This is a genomic window from [Clostridium] innocuum (genome assembly GCA_012317185.1).
Lineage (GTDB): Bacteria > Bacillota_I > Bacilli_A > Erysipelotrichales > Erysipelotrichaceae > Clostridium_AQ > Clostridium_AQ innocuum.
On sequence record CP048838.1, the window covers coordinates 864,868 to 887,787 of the forward strand.

Annotated in this window: 15 protein-coding genes, 2 pseudogenes and 1 riboswitch; of the genes and pseudogenes, 16 read left to right on the top strand and 1 reads right to left on the bottom strand. The window is 43.9% G+C overall.

The features are described from left to right. The first annotated feature begins 11 nt into the window (after positions 1-11). The 10 genes and pseudogenes from G4D54_04290 (at position 12) to G4D54_04335 (ending at position 12,667) form a co-directional block, all read left to right on the top strand. Positions 12-851: a PRD domain-containing protein gene (locus G4D54_04290; protein QJA01695.1), complete on the top strand. Its 840-nt coding sequence runs from the start codon at positions 12-14 to the stop codon at positions 849-851. A gap of 339 nt (positions 852-1,190) precedes the next feature. Further along, positions 1,191-2,576, top strand: coding sequence for a PTS transporter subunit EIIC (locus tag G4D54_04295; protein QJA01696.1), 1,386 nt, complete (start codon positions 1,191-1,193; stop codon positions 2,574-2,576). A 90-nt stretch (positions 2,577-2,666) separates the two neighbouring features. Beyond that, complete coding sequence (locus G4D54_04300; GenBank protein QJA01697.1) at positions 2,667-4,106, top strand: M81 family metallopeptidase; 1,440 nt, start codon at positions 2,667-2,669, stop codon at positions 4,104-4,106. 47 nt (positions 4,107-4,153) lie between these two features. After that, positions 4,154-5,593, top strand: a pseudogene (locus G4D54_04305) (M81 family metallopeptidase). Positions 5,594-5,652: 59 nt separating this feature from the next. Then, on the top strand, positions 5,653-7,026 hold the full coding sequence (locus G4D54_04310) for a M24 family metallopeptidase (GenBank protein ID QJA01698.1): 1,374 nt from the start codon (positions 5,653-5,655) through the stop codon (positions 7,024-7,026). Between the two features lie 30 nt (positions 7,027-7,056). Then, positions 7,057-7,838: pseudogene (locus tag G4D54_04315) on the top strand (HAD-IIB family hydrolase). Next, complete coding sequence (locus tag G4D54_04320) at positions 7,835-8,539, top strand: hypothetical protein (GenBank protein QJA01699.1); 705 nt, start codon at positions 7,835-7,837, stop codon at positions 8,537-8,539. The pseudogene G4D54_04315 and the gene G4D54_04320 overlap by 4 nt, the downstream one beginning before the upstream one ends. 43 nt (positions 8,540-8,582) lie before the next feature. Then, positions 8,583-10,007, top strand: a complete 1,425-nt coding sequence (locus G4D54_04325; GenBank protein QJA01700.1) for a glycoside hydrolase family 1 protein — start codon at positions 8,583-8,585, stop codon at positions 10,005-10,007. 155 nt (positions 10,008-10,162) lie between these two features. Then, positions 10,163-11,062, top strand: a complete 900-nt coding sequence (locus tag G4D54_04330; protein ID QJA01701.1) for a MurR/RpiR family transcriptional regulator — start codon at positions 10,163-10,165, stop codon at positions 11,060-11,062. A 138-nt stretch (positions 11,063-11,200) separates the two neighbouring features. After that, entirely contained in the window at positions 11,201-12,667 is a 1,467-nt protein-coding gene (locus G4D54_04335; GenBank protein QJA01702.1) for a glycoside hydrolase family 1 protein, read from the top strand. Between the two features lie 272 nt (positions 12,668-12,939). Here the strand turns inward: G4D54_04335 and G4D54_04340 are convergent, their stop codons facing one another. Next, the gene (locus G4D54_04340) at positions 12,940-14,439 is read right to left on the bottom strand and encodes a carboxypeptidase M32 (GenBank protein QJA01703.1); all 1,500 of its coding nucleotides are present in this window, start codon (positions 14,437-14,439) and stop codon (positions 12,940-12,942) included. 233 nt (positions 14,440-14,672) lie between these two features. Then, positions 14,673-14,776, top strand: a riboswitch (TPP riboswitch). A 53-nt stretch (positions 14,777-14,829) separates the two neighbouring features. Between G4D54_04340 and G4D54_04345 the strand changes: the two genes are divergently transcribed. From G4D54_04345 to G4D54_04370, 6 genes are all read left to right on the top strand, one after another. Next, positions 14,830-15,468: an HAD family phosphatase gene (locus G4D54_04345; GenBank protein ID QJA01704.1), complete on the top strand. Its 639-nt coding sequence runs from the start codon at positions 14,830-14,832 to the stop codon at positions 15,466-15,468. Positions 15,469-15,470: 2 nt separating this feature from the next. Further along, the gene (gene thiD, locus G4D54_04350; protein ID QJA01705.1) at positions 15,471-16,268 is read left to right on the top strand and encodes a bifunctional hydroxymethylpyrimidine kinase/phosphomethylpyrimidine kinase; all 798 of its coding nucleotides are present in this window, start codon (positions 15,471-15,473) and stop codon (positions 16,266-16,268) included. Between the two features lie 244 nt (positions 16,269-16,512). Further along, positions 16,513-18,195: an EAL domain-containing protein gene (locus G4D54_04355; GenBank protein QJA01706.1), complete on the top strand. Its 1,683-nt coding sequence runs from the start codon at positions 16,513-16,515 to the stop codon at positions 18,193-18,195. 477 nt (positions 18,196-18,672) lie between these two features. Further along, positions 18,673-19,158 carry a sigma-70 family RNA polymerase sigma factor gene (locus G4D54_04360; GenBank protein ID QJA01707.1) on the top strand — a complete coding sequence of 162 codons (486 nt, stop codon included), beginning with the start codon at positions 18,673-18,675 and terminating at the stop codon, positions 19,156-19,158. Next, positions 19,139-19,870 (top strand): hypothetical protein, encoded by a 732-nt coding sequence (locus G4D54_04365; GenBank protein QJA01708.1) that lies wholly within the window; start codon positions 19,139-19,141, stop codon positions 19,868-19,870. The genes G4D54_04360 and G4D54_04365 overlap by 20 nt, the downstream gene beginning before the upstream one ends. Before the next feature lie 426 nt (positions 19,871-20,296). Next, on the top strand, positions 20,297-22,645 hold the full coding sequence (locus G4D54_04370; protein ID QJA01709.1) for a hypothetical protein: 2,349 nt from the start codon (positions 20,297-20,299) through the stop codon (positions 22,643-22,645). Positions 22,646-22,920 lie beyond the last annotated feature (275 nt).

A 22,920-nucleotide genomic window follows, 5' to 3' on the forward strand; every position in this document is an offset into this window, starting at 1 on the left:
CGGGTGCTCATATGCAGATCAAGAAAATTTATAACAATAACATCGCCATGGTCAAAAACGAGGCTGGGGATGAGGTCATTCTGGTGGGAAAGGGCATTGTATTCGGTTTGAAAAAAGGGGATGAAATTCAGGCGGAAAAAGCGGAAAAGAAGTTCGAGCTGAAGGGGGAGGCGAAGCATAAATTTGAAAAAATGATTCAGGATACACCAATCGACTATATTCTGGTATCTGAGGAAATCATTGCGTATTTCAAGGAGCACAGCACAAAAGAACTGAATGACGGTATTTATGTAACACTCACCGATCATATAGCGAACACCATAGAGCGCATACGACTGGGAATAGATTTCGACATGACGATGCTGTTAAATGTGAAGTCATTGTACAGAGAGGAATATAAGCTCGCTTTACATGCAATCGAAATGCTGCGCAACGCATTTCATCTTCATATCGATGACAACGAAGCAAATTTTATAACGCTGCATATCGTCAACGCCGAGCTTACCTCCAATATGATGGAAATATATACCATTACATCCATCCTGGAAAGCATCAATACAATTGTGTTGCAGAGCTTCCAAGTCGATGTACAGGATAATTATGATTTTGACCGGTTCCTCATCCATTGCCGCTTCTTTGTGCAGCGCATTGTCAATGCGGAAGCCGGTGTGCACCAATCAACGGCAAATCAGGCAATCTTTCAGATGATGAAGGAACAGAGTGTGCAGCAGTATGCCTGTGTAAATCAAATCGCAGAGATGCTGGAAAAAAAGTATGCATACTCTGTCAATGATGAGGAAAAATTATATCTTCTGATTCATTTGAATAAATTAACGAAGGACAGCGTTTAGAAAAAGAATCCTGAATAACATACAAAAAAAGCCTGCAGAGAGCTTTTGGAATACCGGTACAGCATTGCCGGCTTACTCTTGTTTCACTGGTTTCAAAAGAGATAGCTATATGTGGTATGTACCCGTATGATATTCCGGAAAGCCTGGGGATGAACGGCACTTTCAGCGGCTTGTATGTAGTCTTCAGGTTCTGATATAAAATCAGTGAGAAAGGGATATAGAGAAGTAAGCCAAGCGATACCATCTCTATACTAGGTGAAAGACACACAGCATTGGATGGTGACGGTAGATCCGGCCAAACCTCTTAGAAAATTTATTTTCATAAAAGGAGGAAAATTTATGGCAAAGTATACAGAAATGGCCAAAGGAGTCTTGACGAATGTTGGCGGAATTGAAAATATCACATTCGTTGAGCACTGTGCGACGAGATTGAGAATTCACTATAAGAGCAAAAACAAGGTAAATGTGGAGGCCCTGAAAACGGTTGACCGTGTTGTTGGACTTGTTGAGAAAGCCGGACAGGTACAGATTATTATCGGTCCGGAGGTCAATGATGCGTATAATGAATTTCTGGATGTTTCCGGCTTCAAGGTAACGGATGAACAACCGTCTGTGGGGAATGATTCGTCCGATGATGAGCAGGAAAAGAACTTCATGTATTATTTGAATGTCTTCGGAAACAAATGTGCGGCAATCTTTATGCCGATCATTCCGGCTATGATTACCGGAGGTCTGATCCTGGCTGTTAAAAACCTGCTGGTAAACTACTTCGGTATGAGTGCGGATGGCGGAACTGCGACGCTGCTTCTGAATATCTTCACGGCTGGCTTCTCATTCTTCCCGATCTGGATCGGATACTCCTTCGCGAAATCATTGCGTATGGAACCGATTATGGGTGGTTTTTTAGGAGCTGTACTGTTTGTATGCAGTGATGCGAAGGGGCTTGATTTCCTGGGACTCAGTGTGCCAACCGTAACCTATGCAGGCAGTGTGTTCCCTATCATTCTGGGTGTGGCTGTTATGTATTTCGTTGATAAGTTCCTGAAACGCGTCATTCCGGAAATGTTTGTGTATTTCTTAAAACCAATTCTAACTATGATCATCGTTGTTCCTATAACTCTGATTGTTTTAGGACCGATTGGTACCGTGCTAAGCAACAGTGTCGGTGCCGCAATTCAGGCAGTCATGAGTGTTGCCGGCTGGATTGCAATGCCTATTCTGTCTGCCCTGTATCCGTATATGGTTATGCTTGGGCTGGATAAAGCATTTACACCGATTATGGCACAGTCCATTGCGGAAATCGGCTATGATCCATTCAATATGGTTATGGGTCTTGTATCCAATCTATGTATTGGCGGCAGTGCACTTGCAGTTGCGTTCCATTTAAAAGATAAAGCGAAAAAGGGTATGATTTCATCCTTTGGTATTACAGCACTGTGCGGTGTTACAGAGCCTGCCTTCTACGGCTCCCTGATCATGCGTCCGAAATGTCTGATCGGTACTGCAATCGGTGCGGTATGCTCCGGTCTGATTGCCGGAATCTTCGGACTTCAAAACTATGTTGTCGGCGGATGTCCGGGTCTGTTATCCTTCTTCTATTTCCTGCCCGCAGATGGTTCTACGGGGAATATCATCCTATATTTTGCAGTAGCGGTTGTTGCGATTGTCGTATCCTTTGTGGCGACCAGCTACATTCTTAAAAAAACAGATACTGTGAAAGAATAGAGTAAGAAAAGACTTTGACGAAACTGTATTTGTTGAAGTCTTTCTTTCAAATGAAACAAACAAAGGAACGAAGAACACGGAGGTAAGAAAATGAAGGTACTCGTCGGAGAGTTTGTCACAGAATCAAATGCTAATATTCCCACTATATGTACGATAAAGCAGTATGATATCGGACTTGGTGAGGATTGTATTCAGAAAATGGGAATCCGTGAAGTTTTTGAAAGGAACGATGTCACGCTGATACCCAGTATATATGCAAATGCCGGAGCTGCCGGTGTTGTAGAGAAAAGCGCATTTACGTATATCGAGCATGTGTTTATCGATACGCTAAAAAAGAATTTGCATGAAATTGACGGTATTTTCCTGATGCTGCATGGTGCCAGTGAGGTGGAGGCACTGGGGTCCGGAGATCATCATATTTTAAAGGAGCTGCGTAAACTTGCCGGTCCGTATTTACCGATTGCGATTGTATGTGATCCGCATGGAAATTTATGCAAGGAATATGCAGAATCGGCAACCATCCTGCGAAGCTATCGCGAGTCTCCGCATACGGATGCTGATGAAACAATGGAAAAGGTAGCGGAAATGCTATGTGGGCTGTTGAAAAAACGGCGTAATATTCATGCGGTATACCGCAAGCTTCCTTTGATTCTGGGGGGAGAACAAAGCGTATCTGCGGATGAGCCGGTCTTATCAATCAACCGGTATATGGATGAACTGGAGAAGGACGATCGTATCTTAAGCTGTTCCTGGCATGTTGGCTATATCCGTCATGATTGTGATGTCGCAGGCTGTGGTATCATTGTTGTTCCATACAGTGAGCAGGATTTGCCTTATGCACAGGAGGCTGCGGATCGTCTGGCTGTCTATGTATGGGAAAAGCGTCATGAGTTTTATTATACAGGCTTAACAGCTTCGCCTTCCAAAGCGTTGCAGATGGCACTGGATGTTCAGGATAAGCCGGTGTTTCTCACGGATTCCGGTGATAATGTAACATCGGGTGCAACCGGATGGAATACCGGTATACTGCGTCAGGTGCTGCAAACGGAAACGACAAAAAAATTTTTATTTGCGACCATATGCGATCCTGCCGCATACCAGACACTGTCCGCATGTAAAACAGGGGAGGAGCTTTCCTTTACTCTGGGTGTAGGCTTTGATGAGCTGAGCAGTGCTGTGGAGCTGGATGCTGTTGTGAAAAGCAGTGGAAAGCTGACAGGCTTTATGATGCATGATCATACCTCTGTTTTCGGACACTGTGTCAATGTTCATGTAAAGGGAACTTCGATCGATATCATGGTTGCGGATACCGGTTGGGCAGTTTGTGAGCTGCATCAGTTTGTCAGTGTAGGCATTGATGTCGATGCGTATGATGTTATCGTCGTAAAGCAGGGGTATATTTTTCCCGATTTCAAAGCAAAGGGGAAGCTTTGTGTCATGTCACTGACCGAAGGGGCAACTCTTCAGGATACTGCACGTCTGCCATTTAAACGTATCATGCGCCCTATGTTTCCAATCGATGATATCTGAAGCATACCAAACGTATATACGGATTATATGACAGGAGGAGGAAGCAGATGAAAATTTTAGCAGCTAAATTTGTATTGGAGGCAAATGCCCATGTACCGATGAAATGTGATATGGAGAATGTGGCGTTGTCTTATGGAAAGGAAGCACTGTCACACATGCAGCTTGGCAATGTGTTTGATGCAGAGGATATAGATCTCATTCCGGTAATCTGTGCGGATGCCGGATGCAGCGGAGTGATGAAAACATCTTGTTTTATGTATATTGAGCAGCGCATTCTACAGGCTGTGAAAGAACATGTAAAGGATTTGGACGGTATCTATCTTCACCTGCACGGCGCAAGCTTTGTAGAGGATATCGGTTCGGGCGAGCATCACTTGCTGCGCTGTATTCGCAGGATTACCGGTCCCTATCTGCCCATTGCGATATCCTGTGATCCGCATGGAAATCTGACAAAGGAATATGTGGAGAATGCTACCATTCTTCGCAGCTTTCGGGAGGCACCGCATACCGATATTCCGGAAACTGTACAATTTGTATGCCGTGCACTCGTTCAGGAAATCCGCGATCGGATGAATATGCGTCCTGTATACCGCAAGCTTCCATTGATACTGGGAGGAGAACAGAGTGTTTCTGCGGATGAACCGGTACATTCCATCAATCAGTTTATGAATGAACTGGAAAAGGATGAGCGGATACTGAGCTGTTCGTGGCATGTCGGATATCTGCGTCATGATGCCCCGGAAGCAGGCTGTGGGATTGTCGTGGTGCCAAGCGCACAGGACTTTCAGCAATATGCTGAAGAAGCAGCAGATCAGCTGATGAACTATGTCTGGGGTAAGCGCCATGAATTTCATTACACGGGTCTTACCAGAGAACCGCAGGAAGCATTGCAGGCGGCTCTTGATTTTTCAGGAAAGCCGGTGTTTCTCACGGATTCCGGGGATAATGTGACCTCCGGGGCGATGGGGGCTAACACATTTATATTACGGCAGGTGTTAGCTTGAGAACATCTGACAAAACGCTTTTTGTTTGCCGCAATCAATGATCCCGCAGCCTATCAGCTGCTGGAAGCACATGATGTGCAGGAGCAGGTTCATTTACGCCTCGGTATGGATATGGATGAGTGTACAGCTGCGGTGGAGCTGGATGTTACGATACTTGCGAAGGGACGGCAGGAAGGAACGCATATGTATGGGGAAGAAGGAGATTACGGAGGTCTGGTTAGCGTATCGGTAAAGGATAAGCCGATAACGATCGTTGTTACGGATAATAATCATTCCTTTGTGGAAAAGCACCAGATGGACGCATGCGGTATCGACTGGGATGATTATGATGTCATCGTTGTTAAGCAGGGATACATCCATCCGGAAATGAAGGAAAAAGGAAAGCTGTGCATCATGTCCTTAACGGATGGGGCAACCTTGCAGGATACAAAGCGGATACCGTTCAAGCTGATTATGCGTCCGATGTATCCACTGGACGATATGTTGCACATGCTCAACAGAAATGATAAACTGGAAATACGGTATGAGAAAGGAAGGAATGTATGATTAAGTTAAAAGAAGTAGAGGCACCGAAACCGGAGGAGGGGCTTATCCCTGTCATGCTGAGCGATGTAACAATGCAGAATCGGAAAGCACGTCTGCTTGAAAGCATGCAGAAGGACGGCTTTGATGCAGTAGTCGTATATGCAGATTTGGAGCATGGCAGTAATTTTGAATATCTGTGCGGTTTTCTACCGCGCTTTGAGGAAGCGTTGCTTATTCTTCATGCAAATGGCAAGGCATTTATGGTACTGGGAAATGAGAATTTAAACAAGGCGGGAAAAGCCAGAATCGAAGCAGTACCTATTCATATGCCGCATTTCTCCCTGCCGAATCAGCCGATGCAGACAGAGAAAAGTGTTGCGCAAATACTGGCATCCTGCGAGTTGGAAGATGCAGAAAAAATCGGATTGATCGGATGGAAGAATTTTACCAGCCATGTGGAGGATAATCATCTGCTGTTTGATTTGCCGTATTTTCTTGTTGAGGCACTTAAGACGGTTTGCGGAAAAGCACAGTTTACCAATGCAGCGTATCTCCTCATTGGAGAAAACGGTGTTCGGACAACCAACAATGCGAATGAGTTTGCACACTATGAATACGGGGCAGCATTGGCAGGAAACTGCATACTGAAGACCATGGATCGCCTAAAGGTCGGTAAAACGGAAATGGAAATGGCAGAAACACTTGCAGCTGACGGACAGCGTCACAGTGTTGTGACCATCATGGCTACAGGAGCCCGTTTTGAAAAAGCCAATCTGTATCCGGGTAATAAACAAATTCAGTGCGGTGATAAAATTTCCATCACCACAGGATTTAAGGGAGGATTGCAGAGTCGTGCTGGCTATGCAGTGGAATGTGCTGAGCAGCTGCCTGAGAAGGAACAGGATTATCTAAAGGCAGTCGCGATTCCTTATTTTCAGGCAGTAAAAACCTGGCTGGAAACCATTAAAATCGGGATAAACGGAAACGATTTGTATGAGGCAGTTGAGACTGTATTGCCAAAGGAGGAGTATGGCTGGACACTGAATCCGGGGCACCTGTGCGCTGATGAGGAATGGATGTCCTCACCGATCTATCCGCAGTCTGAGGAAACATTACAAAGCGGCATGCTGTTTCAGATTGATATCATTCCAAGTGTAAACGGTTATGGGGGAGTCAGCTGTGAAAGTGGAATTTTACTAGCAGATGAGCAGTTGCGAAAGGCAATCGCAAAGGAATATCCGGCTGTGTGGGAACGCATCGTGAAGCGCAGAGCATATATGCAGGAAGTGCTGGGAATCCGTATTCAGGAGGATGTGTTACCAACAAGCATGGCAACGGCATATCTCAGACCGTATCTGTTGAAGAAAGAGATGGCGCTTGCCAGTGTATGAAGAACGTCTTCTTACATCGAAAGCAAGATCATGAAACCGGAAAAGCTGCGGATGGTGGTATGTGATATTGATAATACCCTTGTTGTAAAACATCATGCGTTGACAAAAAAAGCAAAAGAAGTTATCAGAAAACTACATAAACGACACATCGTATTTGGTTTGGCATCCGGACGCTCTCTTGCAGAAGTGCGAAGATTGCTGCACCGCTGGGGATTGGAAGATGTTGATATGCTGATCTGTATGAATGGATCAACGCTTTGGGACAATCTTACGAAAGAGGAAGAAACATACTATAAACTGAAAAAGGAATGGATTCGGGAAATCATAGAAAAAATGTCCGTTTTCACTTGTAATCCCGTTATCTATCGTAATGATTGCATATATTGCAAAGAGATGGATGAGGTTGTGAAATAATCGGCTACATCAGCAGAAATGGAAGCAATTGAAGTTATGGATATGAAGGTGTTTTATCAGGAAGAAAATGCCAAAATCATGTTCCGGGTAAACGAGTAAGATATGCCGCAAATTGAAGCATATCTTACTGCTCATCCTTCTAAGGATTATCACTTTCTCATCGCAGGGTTTCCAAAGCATACGATTTGAAAAAATTCTGTGAAAAACATCAGATATCTACAGCTGAAGTTATGGCGTTTGGAGATACGACAAATGATCATACAATGCTGGAACCAAGTGGTGTAGGTGTGTGTTTGAAAAACGGCAGCGATGATACAAAGGCGATAGCAGATATCATCACAGACTATCCATGTGATGAGGACGGTTGGGCACGTTTTATGGAAATGTATGCAGAATGAAAAAGAAAGCAGAAAAACAACCCTATCTGTATTTGCGTCTTATTGAAATGCTGCTGGGTATTCTGATAACAGCAATCGGGTTATCCTGCATGATGAAATCACAGTTGGGACAGACTGCAATAACAGCTTTTACACAGAATCTAACTGCCATTACCGGTATCAAGAGTGGAACAGTACTGATTATATTCTTCATATCCTGCACAGGAGCACAGATTGTTATCCTGAAAAAGCAGTTTGCAAACATACAGTACCTTCAAATACCTCTGGCACTGCTGCAGGGAAAAATTGTGAATCTGATCTGTTATGATGTGCCCGGACTCTGTGACTGGTATCCGAAAACCTATATCGGAAAATGGCTGTGTATCTTTTCAGGTATACTCTTCTGTTCCTATGGTGTGGCTGTATTATTTCATGCCGATCTTGTTAAAAATCCATTTGAGGAACTGGCTATGGTCATATCCAGACGGCTGCGGATGGAATTTTGTATATTTCGAACCAGAATAGACATTGTTTTCATGCTGCTGAGTCTGTTTATGATTCTATGCTTCCATCTGGATTTCACGACAGTTAGAGAAGGAACATGGGTATGTATGCTCCTGTTGGGGAAATCAATGAAATATACGTTTCCTTTCGCAGCGAAAACATCGGTATATCATCGAAAAGTAAATAGGAAATACCAATATCAAGAAAACGTGACATAAACGAGTAAAATGATGCATCTAAGATGCAGGAATGGAGGCTACTATGCAAAATATAGAAAAACAAAAATTTTTATGGGGCAGTGCCACAGCAGCGTATCAATGTGAGGGAGCATGGGATGCGGATGGAAAAGGCTTAGGGGAATGGGATGTATTTTCCCATGGTAACCCGTTGAATATCAATGGTGCTACAGGGGATGTATCCTGTGATTTTTACCATCACTATAAGGAAGATATTGATATGCTGAAGGCAGGAGGACAGAATACATACCGGTTTTCCATCTCCTGGGCAAGAATCCTTCCGAATGGAAGAGGTGCTGTAAATCAGGGGGGGATAGATTTCTATAACAGGGTTATTGACTACTGTCTGAAACAGGGTGTGGAGCCGAATGTGACCTTGTTTCATTATGATTTACCGGAAGCAATTGCAAAGGAAGGCGGCTGGGAAAATCGTGCCATCGTAGATGCGTTTGCAGAATATGCAAGGGTCTGCTTTACCGCCTTTGGTGACCGTGTAAAGCTGTGGGTCACGATCAATGAACCGAAATACTATGCATATTGCAGTCATATGGTAGGGAATTATCCTCCCAATCACCGTCATGATTTTAACCGCTATTTTACGACGGTCTATCATGAAGCAGTCGCCAGTGCGAAAGCAGTGGCAATCTACCATTCGCTGAAGCTGAACGGGTCAATCGGTATTGTGCATGATTCCAGTAATGTGGAGGTAGCACCGGATACGAAGGAAAAAGAACGTGTTCATATGATTGCGGATCTGTTTTATAACCGTATCATATTAGACACCGCATGCAAGGGAGAATTTCCGGGCGCACTGATTTCTTTGTTGCGGGAGTATGGAATCGATACCAGCTATATTAAGTTTGAGGATATGCTGGTATTCCTACAGGGGAAAGTGGATTTCCTTGGGTTGAACGTATACAATCGCTTTTATATTACGGACTACTCAGCAGGGGAAACGGAGGTCTTCCATAACAATAAGGGGGCAGGCTCCAATGCAAAAGAGGGAATCCGTATCAGGGACTGGTATGAAACAGCGATCGATCCAAATACAAAACGGAATCTATGGGGAAGGGAAATCTATCCGAAGTGCATGTATAACACATTGATGGAAATTAAAGAACGCTATGGGGATATTCCTGTGTATATCACAGAGAATGGTCATGGCTGTTATGAAAAACCAAACGATGAAGGCTATGTGGAGGATGATGAGCGTATCGAAATGATGCAGGGATATATTGACTATATGTTGAAAGCGATGGAAGACGGCTGCAATGTAAGGGGGTACTATGCCTGGTCTACGATGGATTTATACAGCTGGGTTAACGGTTATGAAAAGCGTTACGGGCTTGTACGGGTGGATTTTGATGATCACAACAGGCGATATCCGAAAAAGAGCTATTACTGGTTCAAAAAGCTGATTGAAGATTATCGGAAAGCAGAAGAGGAATAATCAGCCTGTATGCTTTGAATTTTACATGAATACTGTCATACTTGTTTTGAAAAAGAACATGTGAAGCATGAAATCAGATCACAGAGCAAGGCATATCAGGAAAGATGGTAGCGTCTTGCTTTTTGATATATGCATGAAATAAAAGAGGTGTTTATATGCTGCTTACACAGATTTTGAAAAGAGGAGAACATTTTTCAAACATAGACAACATCATTGCATCCTATATATTGGAAAAAGGGGAGGAGCTGAATACTGAGACAGTACGCTCCATTGCAGAAAATACATATGTTTCACCAGCTACTGTGATGCGTTTTTTTCAAAGACTGGGCTATAACGGATATCGCACATTCAAAAAGGACTTTTTGGAGGAGATAACATATTTTTCTTCGCATTTTCAGAATATCGATCCCAATCTTCCCTTCCTGCCGCAGGATGATGGAAAGGTGAGAACCAATAAACTGGCTGCTTTGTTTAAGGAAACCATTGATGATGTCTTGGCGCTGACGGATTACGCAATGCTGCAGAGAGCATATCACATGATTGCAAAGGCGAAGCTCATTTATGTATACAGTGCAGGGATACAAATCGGGCTATGTGAAATTTTCAAGGACAAAATGATAAAGATAGGAAAGACTGTCATTGTATCGAATGTTATAGATGAACTATACTACAGTGCCTGCTTTACACAAAGGGACGCTGCATTTATCCTAGTATCCTATTCCGGAGAAACAAAAACCATTTTAGAGGTTGCCGCAAAATTAAAAGAACGCAGTATCTCATGGATTGCTATTACCTCTTATGGTAATAATACGCTTTCGAAATATTCGGATTGCTGCTTGTACGTATCAACACGGGAAAAGATAAATGCCAAAATCGGTGATTTTAGTTTCAATATCTCTGTACTGTTTCTGATGGATGTTTTATACTCCTATTACTTTGCTTCAGACTATTTTGGAAATTATCAGAGCAGACGAAACTACCTAACAGGCTTTGAACAGAATCGAGGGAATATGAAGAAATCGATTAAAAATCCTATATTGATAGATGATAAGTAAGTGGAAACGATACAGTGTTTCGCAGGTGTAAGGGAGATAAAGTGTTTTTTTAGTACAGTGTTTTTATATCCGGTATCAGCCTTGTGCTTGATGACGCAGGAAGGTATCATATGCTTACAAAAGAGAGGAGGATGTATTATGAAACAGTATTGTGAAAGCTTTCCAAAGAATTTTTTATGGGGTGGTGCTACTGCGGCCAATCAGTTGGAGGGAGGCTTCCGGGAAGGAGGAAAAGGACTTTCCACTGCGGATATGACACCGTTTCGAGAGGAGGCTGTAAAGGAGCACAGGCCTGTTATGGATGCTTCCTATGAAGAAATCAAAAAGTACAGAACAGATGGTTTCTGTGGAAACTTTCCAAAACACAGAGGGAATGACTTTTATCATCATTGGAAAGAGGACATCGCATTATTCGCAGAGATGGGGTTTCGCTGCTATCGGATGTCAATTGCATGGACAAGGATATTTCCGACAGGCTTTGAAGCCGAACCAAATGAGGAAGGACTTCTGTTTTATGATGACGTATTTGATGAATGCAGGAAGTATCATATGCAACCGATTGTAACGGTTTCACATTATGAAATGCCAATAGAAATAACCTTGAATCTAAATGGATGGGAAAGCCGGAAAACTATAGACCTGTATTTGAAATATTGTGAAACGATATTCAAAAGATATAAGAACAAGGTGAAGATGTGGATCCCATTTAATGAAATGAATCAAATGACGACAGTACCCTATGTAGGCGGCGGTTTGTTATTGGAGAAAGCAAAAACAGATAACCTGTTGGAGGTGGAGTATCAGGCGATTCACCATCAGCTTGTTGCAAGTGCAATGGCGGTGAAGTTATGCAAAAAAATTATAAAGAATGCAAGAATAGGAAGTATGATTGCTGTTATAGACCCATATCCGGAAACCTGTCATCCTTTGGATGTACTAGAGGCATTGAAGGAAAATCAATTAAATATGTTTTATCTGGATGTGACTGTGCGGGGCTATTATCCATCTTATATGGCAAGATATTTTCAAGAGCATGATATCCATATAGACATGGAGGAAGAGGATGAAGAAATATTACAGGGAGGCAAAGTTGATTTTATAGCTTTTAGTTATTATATGAGCTATATTGCTTCTCATAAGAGGAAGCAGAATGAAAGCAAAAACAGTGTCATCATGGTGGATAAGGTGAACCCTTATCTGGAAGTTAGTGACTGGCGCTGGCCTATTGATTCCGTTGGACTGAGAATCGTATTGAATAAGCTCTATGACCGGTATCAGCTGCCAATTCTGATTGCGGAAAATGGACTTGGCGCAGATGATGTTGTGAGCGAGGATGGATTGATTCATGATGCATACCGAATTGAGTATTTAAGAAAGCATATCATAGCAGTTAAAGAAGCAATGAGAGACGGCGTCGATGTTATTGGCTATACGATGTGGGGGCCGATTGATATCGTATCGCAGGGAACCTGTGAAATGAAGAAACGCTATGGCTTTATATATGTAGATGCGGATAATTATGGTAACGGAAGCTATAAGCGCTTACGGAAAGATTCTTTTTACTGGTACTCCCGTGTGATAGCATCAAACGCAGAGGAGCTGTAGGTGTGTGCGCAAAATACTGCTGAGGACTCAGGATATCCCTTTTGTTTCTGTGCTTTCATCAGCATGGAAGAAACGCTTACAGAATAAGGGGAGTGAAAGGGTAGAAATGCCGATTGCCAAATTTAAATGAAAGGAATTTACATAGGGAATCGCTTCTTAGCTGTTTGGTAATGAAATCAAAAAAAGGAGAATTCATTAGAATCTCCTTTTTATAAACACCCTAAGGTAAGAAAAACGAGTGCATGCAGCCTTTTGTTACCTGATTTCTCCGTTTAATCGGCAGATATCTGATACAATTGTGCGTATTTGTTCTTGAGATATTCGATGTAATACTTCGGATCAAAGGACTCCCCGCATACATCCATCATCAGCTCATCCGCATCCTTGAAGGCACCGTACTGATGAATATTCTCCTTCAGCCAGCCGCTGATTTTTTCAAAGGCACCGCTGCGCAGTGCTTCCTCCACATCCATATCCTGTTCCATCTGATGATAGAACTGAGCCGCAAATGCGCTTCCCAGCGCATAAGTAGGGAAATAGCCCAGCAGAGCACCGCCCCAGTGCATATCCTGTAAAATACCGTCCCGGTCATGCTCTGGACGGATTCCCAGATATTCCTCATATTTATCGTTCCACATCGTATCCAGATTGTCATAATCTGCAGTGCCGTTGAAGATTTCCTTCTCCAGCTCATAGCGGATCAGAATATGGATCGGGTAGGTCAGCTCATCCGCTTCCGTACGAATAAAGGAAGGTCGTGATACATTGATCATCCGCATGAAATCATCCAGAGAAACATCCTGTAGCTGCTTTGGAAAATGCTGTTGGAGCTTTGGATAATTCACTTCCCAGAATGCACGGTTTCTTCCGATGTGATTTTCCATAAAACGTGACTGTGATTCATGCATGGCTGTACCAATTCCGCTGAACAGGGAGGTTCCCTCATATGCTTCCTTTACCTGCAGGCCGTATTGTGCATGCCCGTATTCGTGAATGGTTGAGAAAATCGCAGACATCACATTGTGTTCATGATAATGCGTGGTAATGCGTGCCTCATGCGCTGAGAAGAAGTCCGTGAACGGATGCTCCGTTGTTGTCATATAGCATTCCCTGTCATTAACCTTCATATAGTCCATGAGCTCCTGCATAAAGGCCTCCTGTTCCTTGATATCAAAGGCTGTAAACAGCAGGGAATCGTCAATCGGTGTTCCCTCCTTCAGGAGCTTTTGCAGAAACGGAAGCAGTTTCTTTCGAATGGCATCGAAGAAGCGGTCATAATATGCAATATCGGTGTTGATCTGATAGCTGTCCAGCATAAAATCATAATCGCTTTTCTTATCTGTGACATAGGACAGAATCTCCTTCTGCTTTTCTATGACGCTGATCAGATGCGGCTTAAACAGCTGATAATCATCCTGTTCCTTTGCCTCATGCCATGCGGCCTCACTGTCTGCGATGGTTCTGCGATACTCCACGTACACCTCTCTTGGCAGTACACGCAGCTCATTCAGCTCGCGCAACAGCAGCTGCAGCTCTTTCTTACGCTCTGCACTTACATTCTCCTGCCTTGCCAGCTCTTCGATCCTTTGGATACTTTCCTTGTCCGCCATTTGATCGAAGGCTTCTCCCGACAGGATCGCCGTCATGCGGTTGCGGTAGGGAATGCCGTTTTTCGGAGCAATCGTGGCCTGGTCATAATACATTGTGCTCAGTGCCATCTGATAGGCATTCTTTTTTTCTTTATACTCATGAAAAAATGCTTCAAAATCCATGTTATCACCTCTGTAATGTATTGTATCACAGCTGAAGAAGAAACGTAACTGTTCCCGATAAAAAGATGGAAGGGACAAATGTGCAGCTGGATACCATCCAATGGCATCGGGGTGTGTCTGCTTCCCTTCTTACCGGCCATGCAGAATCCTCATCTGTCAGCCTGCGTTTAGAAAAAACCTTGTCTTCAAACGCGGATGCCTGTTGACGAAAATATATGGAAATGGTATGATGAGCGTGGAAATAAGGGAGCTTGTAGACAGGCTGAGAGGAAGTTGTGAACTTCGACCGATTACCTGATTTGGATAATGCCAACGTAGGGACTGCAGATATAACGCGGGTTATGCATACATGGCATAGCCCTTTTTTCATTATAAAAGGAGGCGCAGCATATGAAGGGGTACATATTTGATCTGGATGGCACGCTGGTGGACTCCATGTGGGTTTGGGAGGATCTGGCAGCGGTCTATCTTCAGACAAAGGGTATCAAAGCAGAGGAAAATCTCAGTAAAGAGCTGCAGCTGATGACGATGACAGATGCTATCCGGTATCTGAAGGAGAAGTATGTGATACAGGATTCCCTGGCACAGATGCGTACTGAGGTTTATGCAATCGTACGGCGACGCTACAGGCAGGAGGTTGCTGCCAAGAAGGGGGCCGGGGCCTGTCTGGAAAGACTGCATACACAGGGGATGCGTATAGGCGTTTTGACGGCATGTGAACGGGTTTGCGCGGAAGAGGTCCTGAAACGAAACGGTCTGCTGGAATATATGAACTTTGTCGCAAGCTGTGAGGAGCTCCCCTATGATAAGCAGGACGGACGTCTGTTTGAGCTTATGCCTGCCATGCTGCATACGGATAAGGCAGAAACGATGTTTGTAGAGGATGCTCTGCATGCCGTTCAGACATTGAAGACGCATGGCTTTCACGTGACAGCGGTATATGATGCAGCCAGTAAAGCGCACTGGAAAGAAATCTGCATGCAGGCCGATGCTGCCTTCCTGTCGCTGGATGATTTGAAAGGAGAATGAGCATGAAAACTGTTGTAACAATTGCCGGCACTGACCCTACAGGGGGAGCCGGTGCACAGGCTGATTTAAAAACCTTTATGGCACATGAGGTATACGGTATGAGTATCCTGACAGCCCTGGTTGCACAGAATACAACCGGTGTGACTTCGATCATGAATGTAACACCGAAGTTTTTAAAGGAACAATTTGACTGTGTCTTTACGGATATCCGTCCGGATGCGGTAAAAATCGGCATGGTTTCCCAACCGGAGCTGATTGCCGTCATTGTGGAAAAGCTGAAGCAGTATGCAGTGGAGCGCATTGTCGTTGATCCGGTTATGGTCAGCACCAGCGGCTCCCGTCTGCTGGAGGATACAGCGCTGGAGCTGTTGCAAACAAAGCTGCTTCCTCTTGCCGATATCATAACACCGAATCTTCCGGAGGCTGAGGCTTTAAGCGGTATACGGATATGCAATCATCAGGATATGAGGAAGGCTGCTGTCATGATTGCGCAGGACTATGACGGATACATTCTGATAAAGGGCGGGCATTCCATGAACCGTGCCGATGATTTGCTGGTACATAAGGATGAGGCTCACTGGCTCTCCAGTGAAAAAATCGATAATCCAAACACCCATGGAACCGGCTGTACGCTGTCCAGCGCCATTGCCGGCAATCTGGCACTGGGATATGATATGATCAGTGCAGTGGAAAGAGCCAAGGCTTTTATCAGCGGTGCATTACGCGATGGTCTTGATCTGGGACAGGGCAGTGGACCATTGAATCACTGCTGGAATATCAAACAGAAGCAGCCGTTGTAGAAGGTGCCCTTGAAAAGATGTACATAAAAGCATTTGTTATTTCAGTATGTGTGATGCTGGTGTGATATATTTTTTTGATGAAGTTTCCATACAGTCTAAAAAACCATTCATTTAGGAAAATGATGCAATTTTTTCATGCAGATGTGGTATGATATAGGAAGAAAGAGCTTCTCAAAAATACAGGGATTTTGATGCTGCATTCTGCCATTTTAAAGAAGCCTGAAATCAGAAACGGGGTTGTTGTATGAAAAGCGGTAAGGAGATTCTGGCTGAGTTTCAGCTGGATCCATGGATGCTGTATGATACCATAGTCAATAGTACGGATGATTATATTTACCTTGTGAACATGCAGGAGGATCGTGCTTTAATTTCTGAAAATATGCTGCAGGATTTTGACCTTCCCGATCTCATTGTCCCTGGATTGATTCCGTTGTGGGGGGATCTGGTTCATGAACGTGACAGACAGCGATTTGATGATTCCATTACGGCTATGCTGAACGGAGAAACTGATGAGCATAATGTGGAATATCAGGTGCGCAATCGTAAGCATGAATATATCTGGGTTATCTGCAGAGGACTTTTAAAACGCAATGACCGAGGAGAGCCGATTTTTTTCGCCGGAATCGTATCCAATCTGGAGAATAAGGGAAAAATAGATTCCATCACCGGACTGTTTACCCAGACAGCCTGTGAAAATTCTGTAACACAGCTGCTGGAGCATAAGAGAAACGGCGGGATCCTCCTGCTTGGTCTTGATGATTTTTCCCATATTAATGAATTGAACGATCATATTTTCGGGGATGCTGTCCTGCGTCAGTTTTCCCAGACGATGCAGCGTCTTCTTCCCGCGTCGGCACGCATGTATCGATTTGACGGAGATGAATTTGCCATCGTATATGAACAGGCAACGCGCAAGCAGGTGCGGGAGTTATATAAAATCATCCACGCATACTGCAACAGACGGCACTTTATTGATGATATCGGCTATTTCTGTACGGTGTCGGGTGGAATTGCGATGTTCTGGGAGGATGGCGACAATTTCCTGGATTTAATCAAGTATGCGGATAATGCTCTGGAAGCCAGTAAATACCGCGGAAAGAATCAGTGTACACAGTTTTCACATGAGCTAGTACAGATCAAACGCCGCCGCTTATCCATTGCGAATCAGTTGCAGAGCAGTGTTTTGCGGGGTATGCAGGATTTCTACCTCGTATATCAGCCCCTGATCAATGCTTCCAGTATGAAGGTGGAGGGGGCAGAGGCTTTGCTGCGCTGGTCCAGCAGTGAATATGGAAATGTTCGCCCGGATGAGTTTATTCCCATTCTGGAATCTGCCGGTCTGATTCATCAGGCAGGGAAATGGGTGTTTCAGGAGGCTGTTCATACGTGTAAGGAGTGGGTGAAGGAAAATCCGGGTTTTGTGATGAACGTGAACTTTTCCTATATACAGATGCTGAATGAGGATCTTCTGCCCTTTATCCGCAGGACCCTGAAGCAGGCGGATTTATCTGCAAAGCATATCGTCATTGAGCTTACGGAGAGCTGCTTTGTGACCGAAATGGATGCGCTGAAGCGCTCCTTCCAGCAGCTGCGGGAAATGGGGATTCGCATCGCGATCGATGATTTTGGTACCGGCTATTCCTCCCTGGGCATGCTGTCGCAGATGCCGGCGGATATCGTTAAAATTGATCGGCTGTTTATTTCATCGATTCATGAAAATTCTTTTCATCAAAGCTTTATCAATGCTGTAATTCAGCTGTGCCACAGTGTCGGCATACGGGTTTGTGTTGAGGGTGTTGAGGAGCAGGAGGAATTGAAGGTTGTACGGGATATCCAGGCAGATAATATACAGGGCTTTTATTTTTCAAGACCTGTGGAAAAGCGTACCTTCCATGATCGATTCCTTGATCTGCAAATGGTATTGTAAGGAATCGTGAATCAACTGGTGTCCATTAATATGCTGCGTGGCGGCAGTATCTGATGGACCTTTTTTATGTCTGATCGATGTAAATTGAGCGTGATGAAAGAAGCCTGTTCATTATCAATTCCGATACAGAGAAAAATGCAGGGGATTTTAAGACTTTATGCAGCTTTCAGATAGAGTTCAAGGCTTATGAGGTTCTCTATATTAAATTATGATAGAAACTTGAAATTTGATAAGGCAAGATACAATTACATAAATGAAGATTATGCAATATTGATACTACAAATGTGCTTCTATTCCTTATTTAATGTATTCTTATTGAGCTGTGTTTAAGATACATGTGAATGCGTTTACTCCCATCACTTTTTTACTTGATCCGTACTTCAGATGGAATTGTTTCCCGTCTGGTTTTTTGTTATACTTTATAAAAGCATGCAACCTTTCCGGTTGTCGTATGGTATTAAGGATGGAGGGAACAGCTTGGGTATTTCTATAGAAACAGGTGATGCGGAGACTGTCTTGGAAACCTATGGATTGATGGTATATAAGCTTGCTCTTTCGCAGACGCGCAATCGCAGTGATGCGCAGGATGTCTTTCAGGAGGTATTCCTGCGGCTTATGAAGAACAAAAAGCCGTTTGCCAGTGAAGAACATTTGAAGGCGTGGCTGCTGCGTGTCACAATCAATTGCAGTAAAAAGTTTTTTATGAGCTCATGGTACAGGAAGACGGAGGAGCTTGTAGTGGATATCCCCTTCGAGGAGGAACAAAACAGTGAGCTGTACTATGCGGTATTAAAGCTTCCGCTGAAATACCGTACCGTGATCCATCTGTTTTATTACGAACAGTATTCCGTTGCACAGATTGCACAATATTTAAAACGTAATGAATCAACGGTTAAATCCCAGCTGAAGCGGGGAAGAGAAATGCTGAAAGGAGTGCTGCGTGATGACACAGAAGAACAATGAATATAAGAGCATTATGGATCATGTGGAAATTCCGGAGGATGTATGGAATCAGACGCTTGAACGGATGCAGAGCGCAGGACAGCCACATGGCATACTGCTATGGAAAAAAGCCGCTGTCTTGTGTGTGCTTCTGGTGATCTGCGGCATTTCCATGTTCACTGCAGTGCAGCTGAAAAAGGATAGCGGGCCGGTGTTTATAAGTGCCTTGCAGGAAGATAGTGAATTTTCCTATGTAGAGCTCGAGGAAGGTGTTTTAACCTTTGATAAAACAGAGAAAATTAGTAATTTGCAGGTGCAGACCGGCAGCATAGAGGGAAAGCGAACACCGATTTCATGGCATACGCTGGAGGAGCTGCTCTCAACGAAGGTGGGTATATCACCACTACCAAGGGGGTTTACAAAAGCAAAGGAAGAGGCTGTGCAGGCAAAGGAAAAGGATGGAAAAGCGGAGCTGTTTGCCGAGCTGAGCTATGAAAAGGAACAGGCGTTTATCCGGCTTCAAGTGGAGCAGGGGACAGGAGCGATTGTTGAAAGACAGAATTCACAGCTCAATGGAATCGGTCTGTATACTGCTATGCAAAAAAGCGGAGTTACGGACAGAAGCCGGCAGTATCTGGCGCAATATTCCAAGCATGGAGTCATATATACGCTGCAAAGCAGCGGTATATCACAGAAGGAATTTATAACGATTCTGTACAATTTAACAAAATAAAGAGGATCGGACATGGGAAACGTTGCATCCGTTGGAAATAAGCCAAAAGCTACCATCAGCTATCACATGCCAGGATAGAATTTCCGGGCTTACTTGTGAGGAGCTGTGATGAGTAATGAAGGATAAAGATAGGAGAAGTGCTGCTATTGATTGTGTCTTTCATTTCCTGCTCGAATGCAAAGAGGGTCTCTATGTGAATTTTTGCTTTTATGCTCTGTATTCAAAAGCGTATGGAAACGTATTGCATATAAAAAGTTTGATGTGTTTGGGAATAGCCAGATTCTGTTGTATTCGATAAGGCTTGAAAGGTCTTGGTGCTATGAAAGCTGAAGCCTGTAAAAACGTAAATTTAAAAAAATTAAAAAAATGCAACCTTTTGGAGGATATAGAGGTATATAAGGTGAAAAGGAAAGAGAGGTAATGGGAATGAAACATGCTGTAAAATCATCCATGCTGATAGTTCTGGCAGCAGCGTTACTGCTTGTCAGCGGCTGCAGCGGCAAGGAAAAGGAGCCGGCAGGCCTTGCGGATAACAGCAGACTGGCCAGCAATATCAAACAGAAGTATAAGGAAGAGGAAAAGGTCAGCTATGCGGATCCGATGTTTAACCTTTCCAGAGATCACGTGTTTGAAAAGAAGCTGGAGTTTGATCTTGAACAATACATCAAGGATCACCCCGACATTAAAAACTTTACACAGATTGTAAATGTGTATGCGGATGCAGATTTTAAGGATAGGGTGAATCCGGTTTATGAATTTGATAAGGAATCCAATACAATTCAAATCCATCCGCCAAAGCGTCCGAAGTTCTACGTTACGGATACCGCCACCTCCTCTGTGAAAAATCGGTATGAAAGAGGAGAAAGCAGGGATTGGGGCAATGCCCGGCAATATTATATGGTGCAGTATATGGATTTGAAGACAGGGGAAATGCTGAAAAAGCCGGAGGTCACCATTTTTTCAGTGAAGACAGAGCTTGCGACTCCGAATGTGGAATTTTCTGTCAGTGATGATGGGACTCCGCAGCTGCGTTGGGATGCTGTTGCGGGGGCGGATCAATACATGGTGTTCTATTACAACTATGATATGAAGAACAATTTCACTGATACACAGCTGAGCGAGAAGCTCATTACAAATAAAACCGAATGGAAGGCAGAAAATGACAGGGATGGCCTGCTGGTTAACAAGGATTTCAATATGACGAAGCTGTTCAGCTCTGAGGATGATGTCACAGCCGGTGATGCAAAGAAAGCAGAATTGAAGACTACGACCAAGGTATGGGGTGTGATTGCGATGAATGACAAGGGAACCTCACGTATTTCCGAGACCTTCAACGGGAACGATATCGCCTCGTTGCTGCCGTATCGGGAGGCACTGGCGAAAAATAAGTCGGATAAGGTTTCCAAATACGCTGATAGGGAGGTTGGATTGCTGCCATCCTATCGCTGGATTGTCATGTGTGACGGTAAGCTGTCACAGCGGCTGATAACATATGATATCGATAAGGCTGAGCTGAAAAACGGCAGCTTTGGAATCACAGATGATGAAGGTAATATCACCGGTACAAAGAAAATCGATTATCTGGATATTCCGTATACCATCGATGGAACAGCCTTTCAGGACATGGCGAGAATTTTCTATGTGAATAAAAAAACCTATTCGCAGGAGCTGAAGAAGCTGAAGGATCGTCAGGATTCCCTGCGCAGCAAGGGGGGCTCATTGAAATCAGAAAGCAATATGCAGGATGCCAAAGCCGCAGATGATATGGAAAAGGATGCTAAGCTGGATGCGTCAATCAGTGAGCATGTGTACGCCAACAGTGCACTGGGAGAATATCTCGCAGTGAACATGCTGAATGGAAATACCCGTGTTTCTTTGAATGACTTCAGGGAAAGCAGTGACCGCAATTATCTGGTGGATGCATGGAATGAGGCAGTTTATCAGAATCCGCTCATCCTGGGGGTGCGCTCCATATCGCTTGATACGAATACGAATGATTTGCTGATTCAATACGATATGACACGGGAGGAAATAAAAGAGAAGCAGGAGGCGATTCAGGCAGAGGTAAAGAAGGTCGCGAAGGAAATCATCAAGGATGGGATGAGCAATCTGAAGAAAGAAATTGCAATCAATGATTATCTGTGCATGAGCGCGGAGTATGATAATGCAGCTCTGGAAAATGCAGAGAAAAACGACTTCAAATACGTGGATGAAAGCTTTCATGATTCCTTTAATGCCTATGGTATTCTGTTGAAGAAAAAGGGAGTATGTGCCAGCTATGCAGCCAGCTTCAAGCTGCTTGCGGATGAGGCTGGTCTGGATTCCATTGTGGTTACCGGATATCTTAACGGAAATGTCCCACATGCGTGGAATCGCGTGAATATCGATGGACAGTGGCTGACAATTGATAGCACGAATAATGACAATGAGGTTATGCGTAACGCTCTGTTCAATCTTCCTGACAAAGTCGCCAGAGGTACCTTGAGTGAGGATAAGCTGTATATGATGGATAGTGAAATTTCTGCTTATAAGGCTGATGTGGAGGATAAGGAGTATTACCATTTAAAGAAGCGTTTCTTCGACAACAAGGATGAAGTTGTGGAAAAGCTGAGCAGTGAGCTGGAGAAAGACGGTTCGACGCTGCTTCGTACAGATTATAGTCTGGAGGATGAAGCGTTCAAGCAGATTGCACAGGAGGTCATGCAGAAAACAGGGGATGCTTCTTTGCAGGGGACGACTTTCCTGGGTATGATTTATTTGCAGAAGGCGAAATAGAAGAAATAAAGAGTTTTCTATTTCTGAAGAAGCAAATGAATGAGCGTTCGGATATGATATAGGTCCGACAGCTGTCATAAAGAAAAGAAGGAGACTTCGATACGATTGCGGTATATGGCGATGGTATTTGAAGTTTCTTTTTATCATTAATATGCTGATAATTAAAGCGATGGTCTTTCGTTGAAGGAGGTGAAAGAAAGCTGTATACAATAGATGGAAAAGGAATCATGAATAATTTTTAGCAGAAAAAATGTGGGCAGCCGAGGAACTCTTGA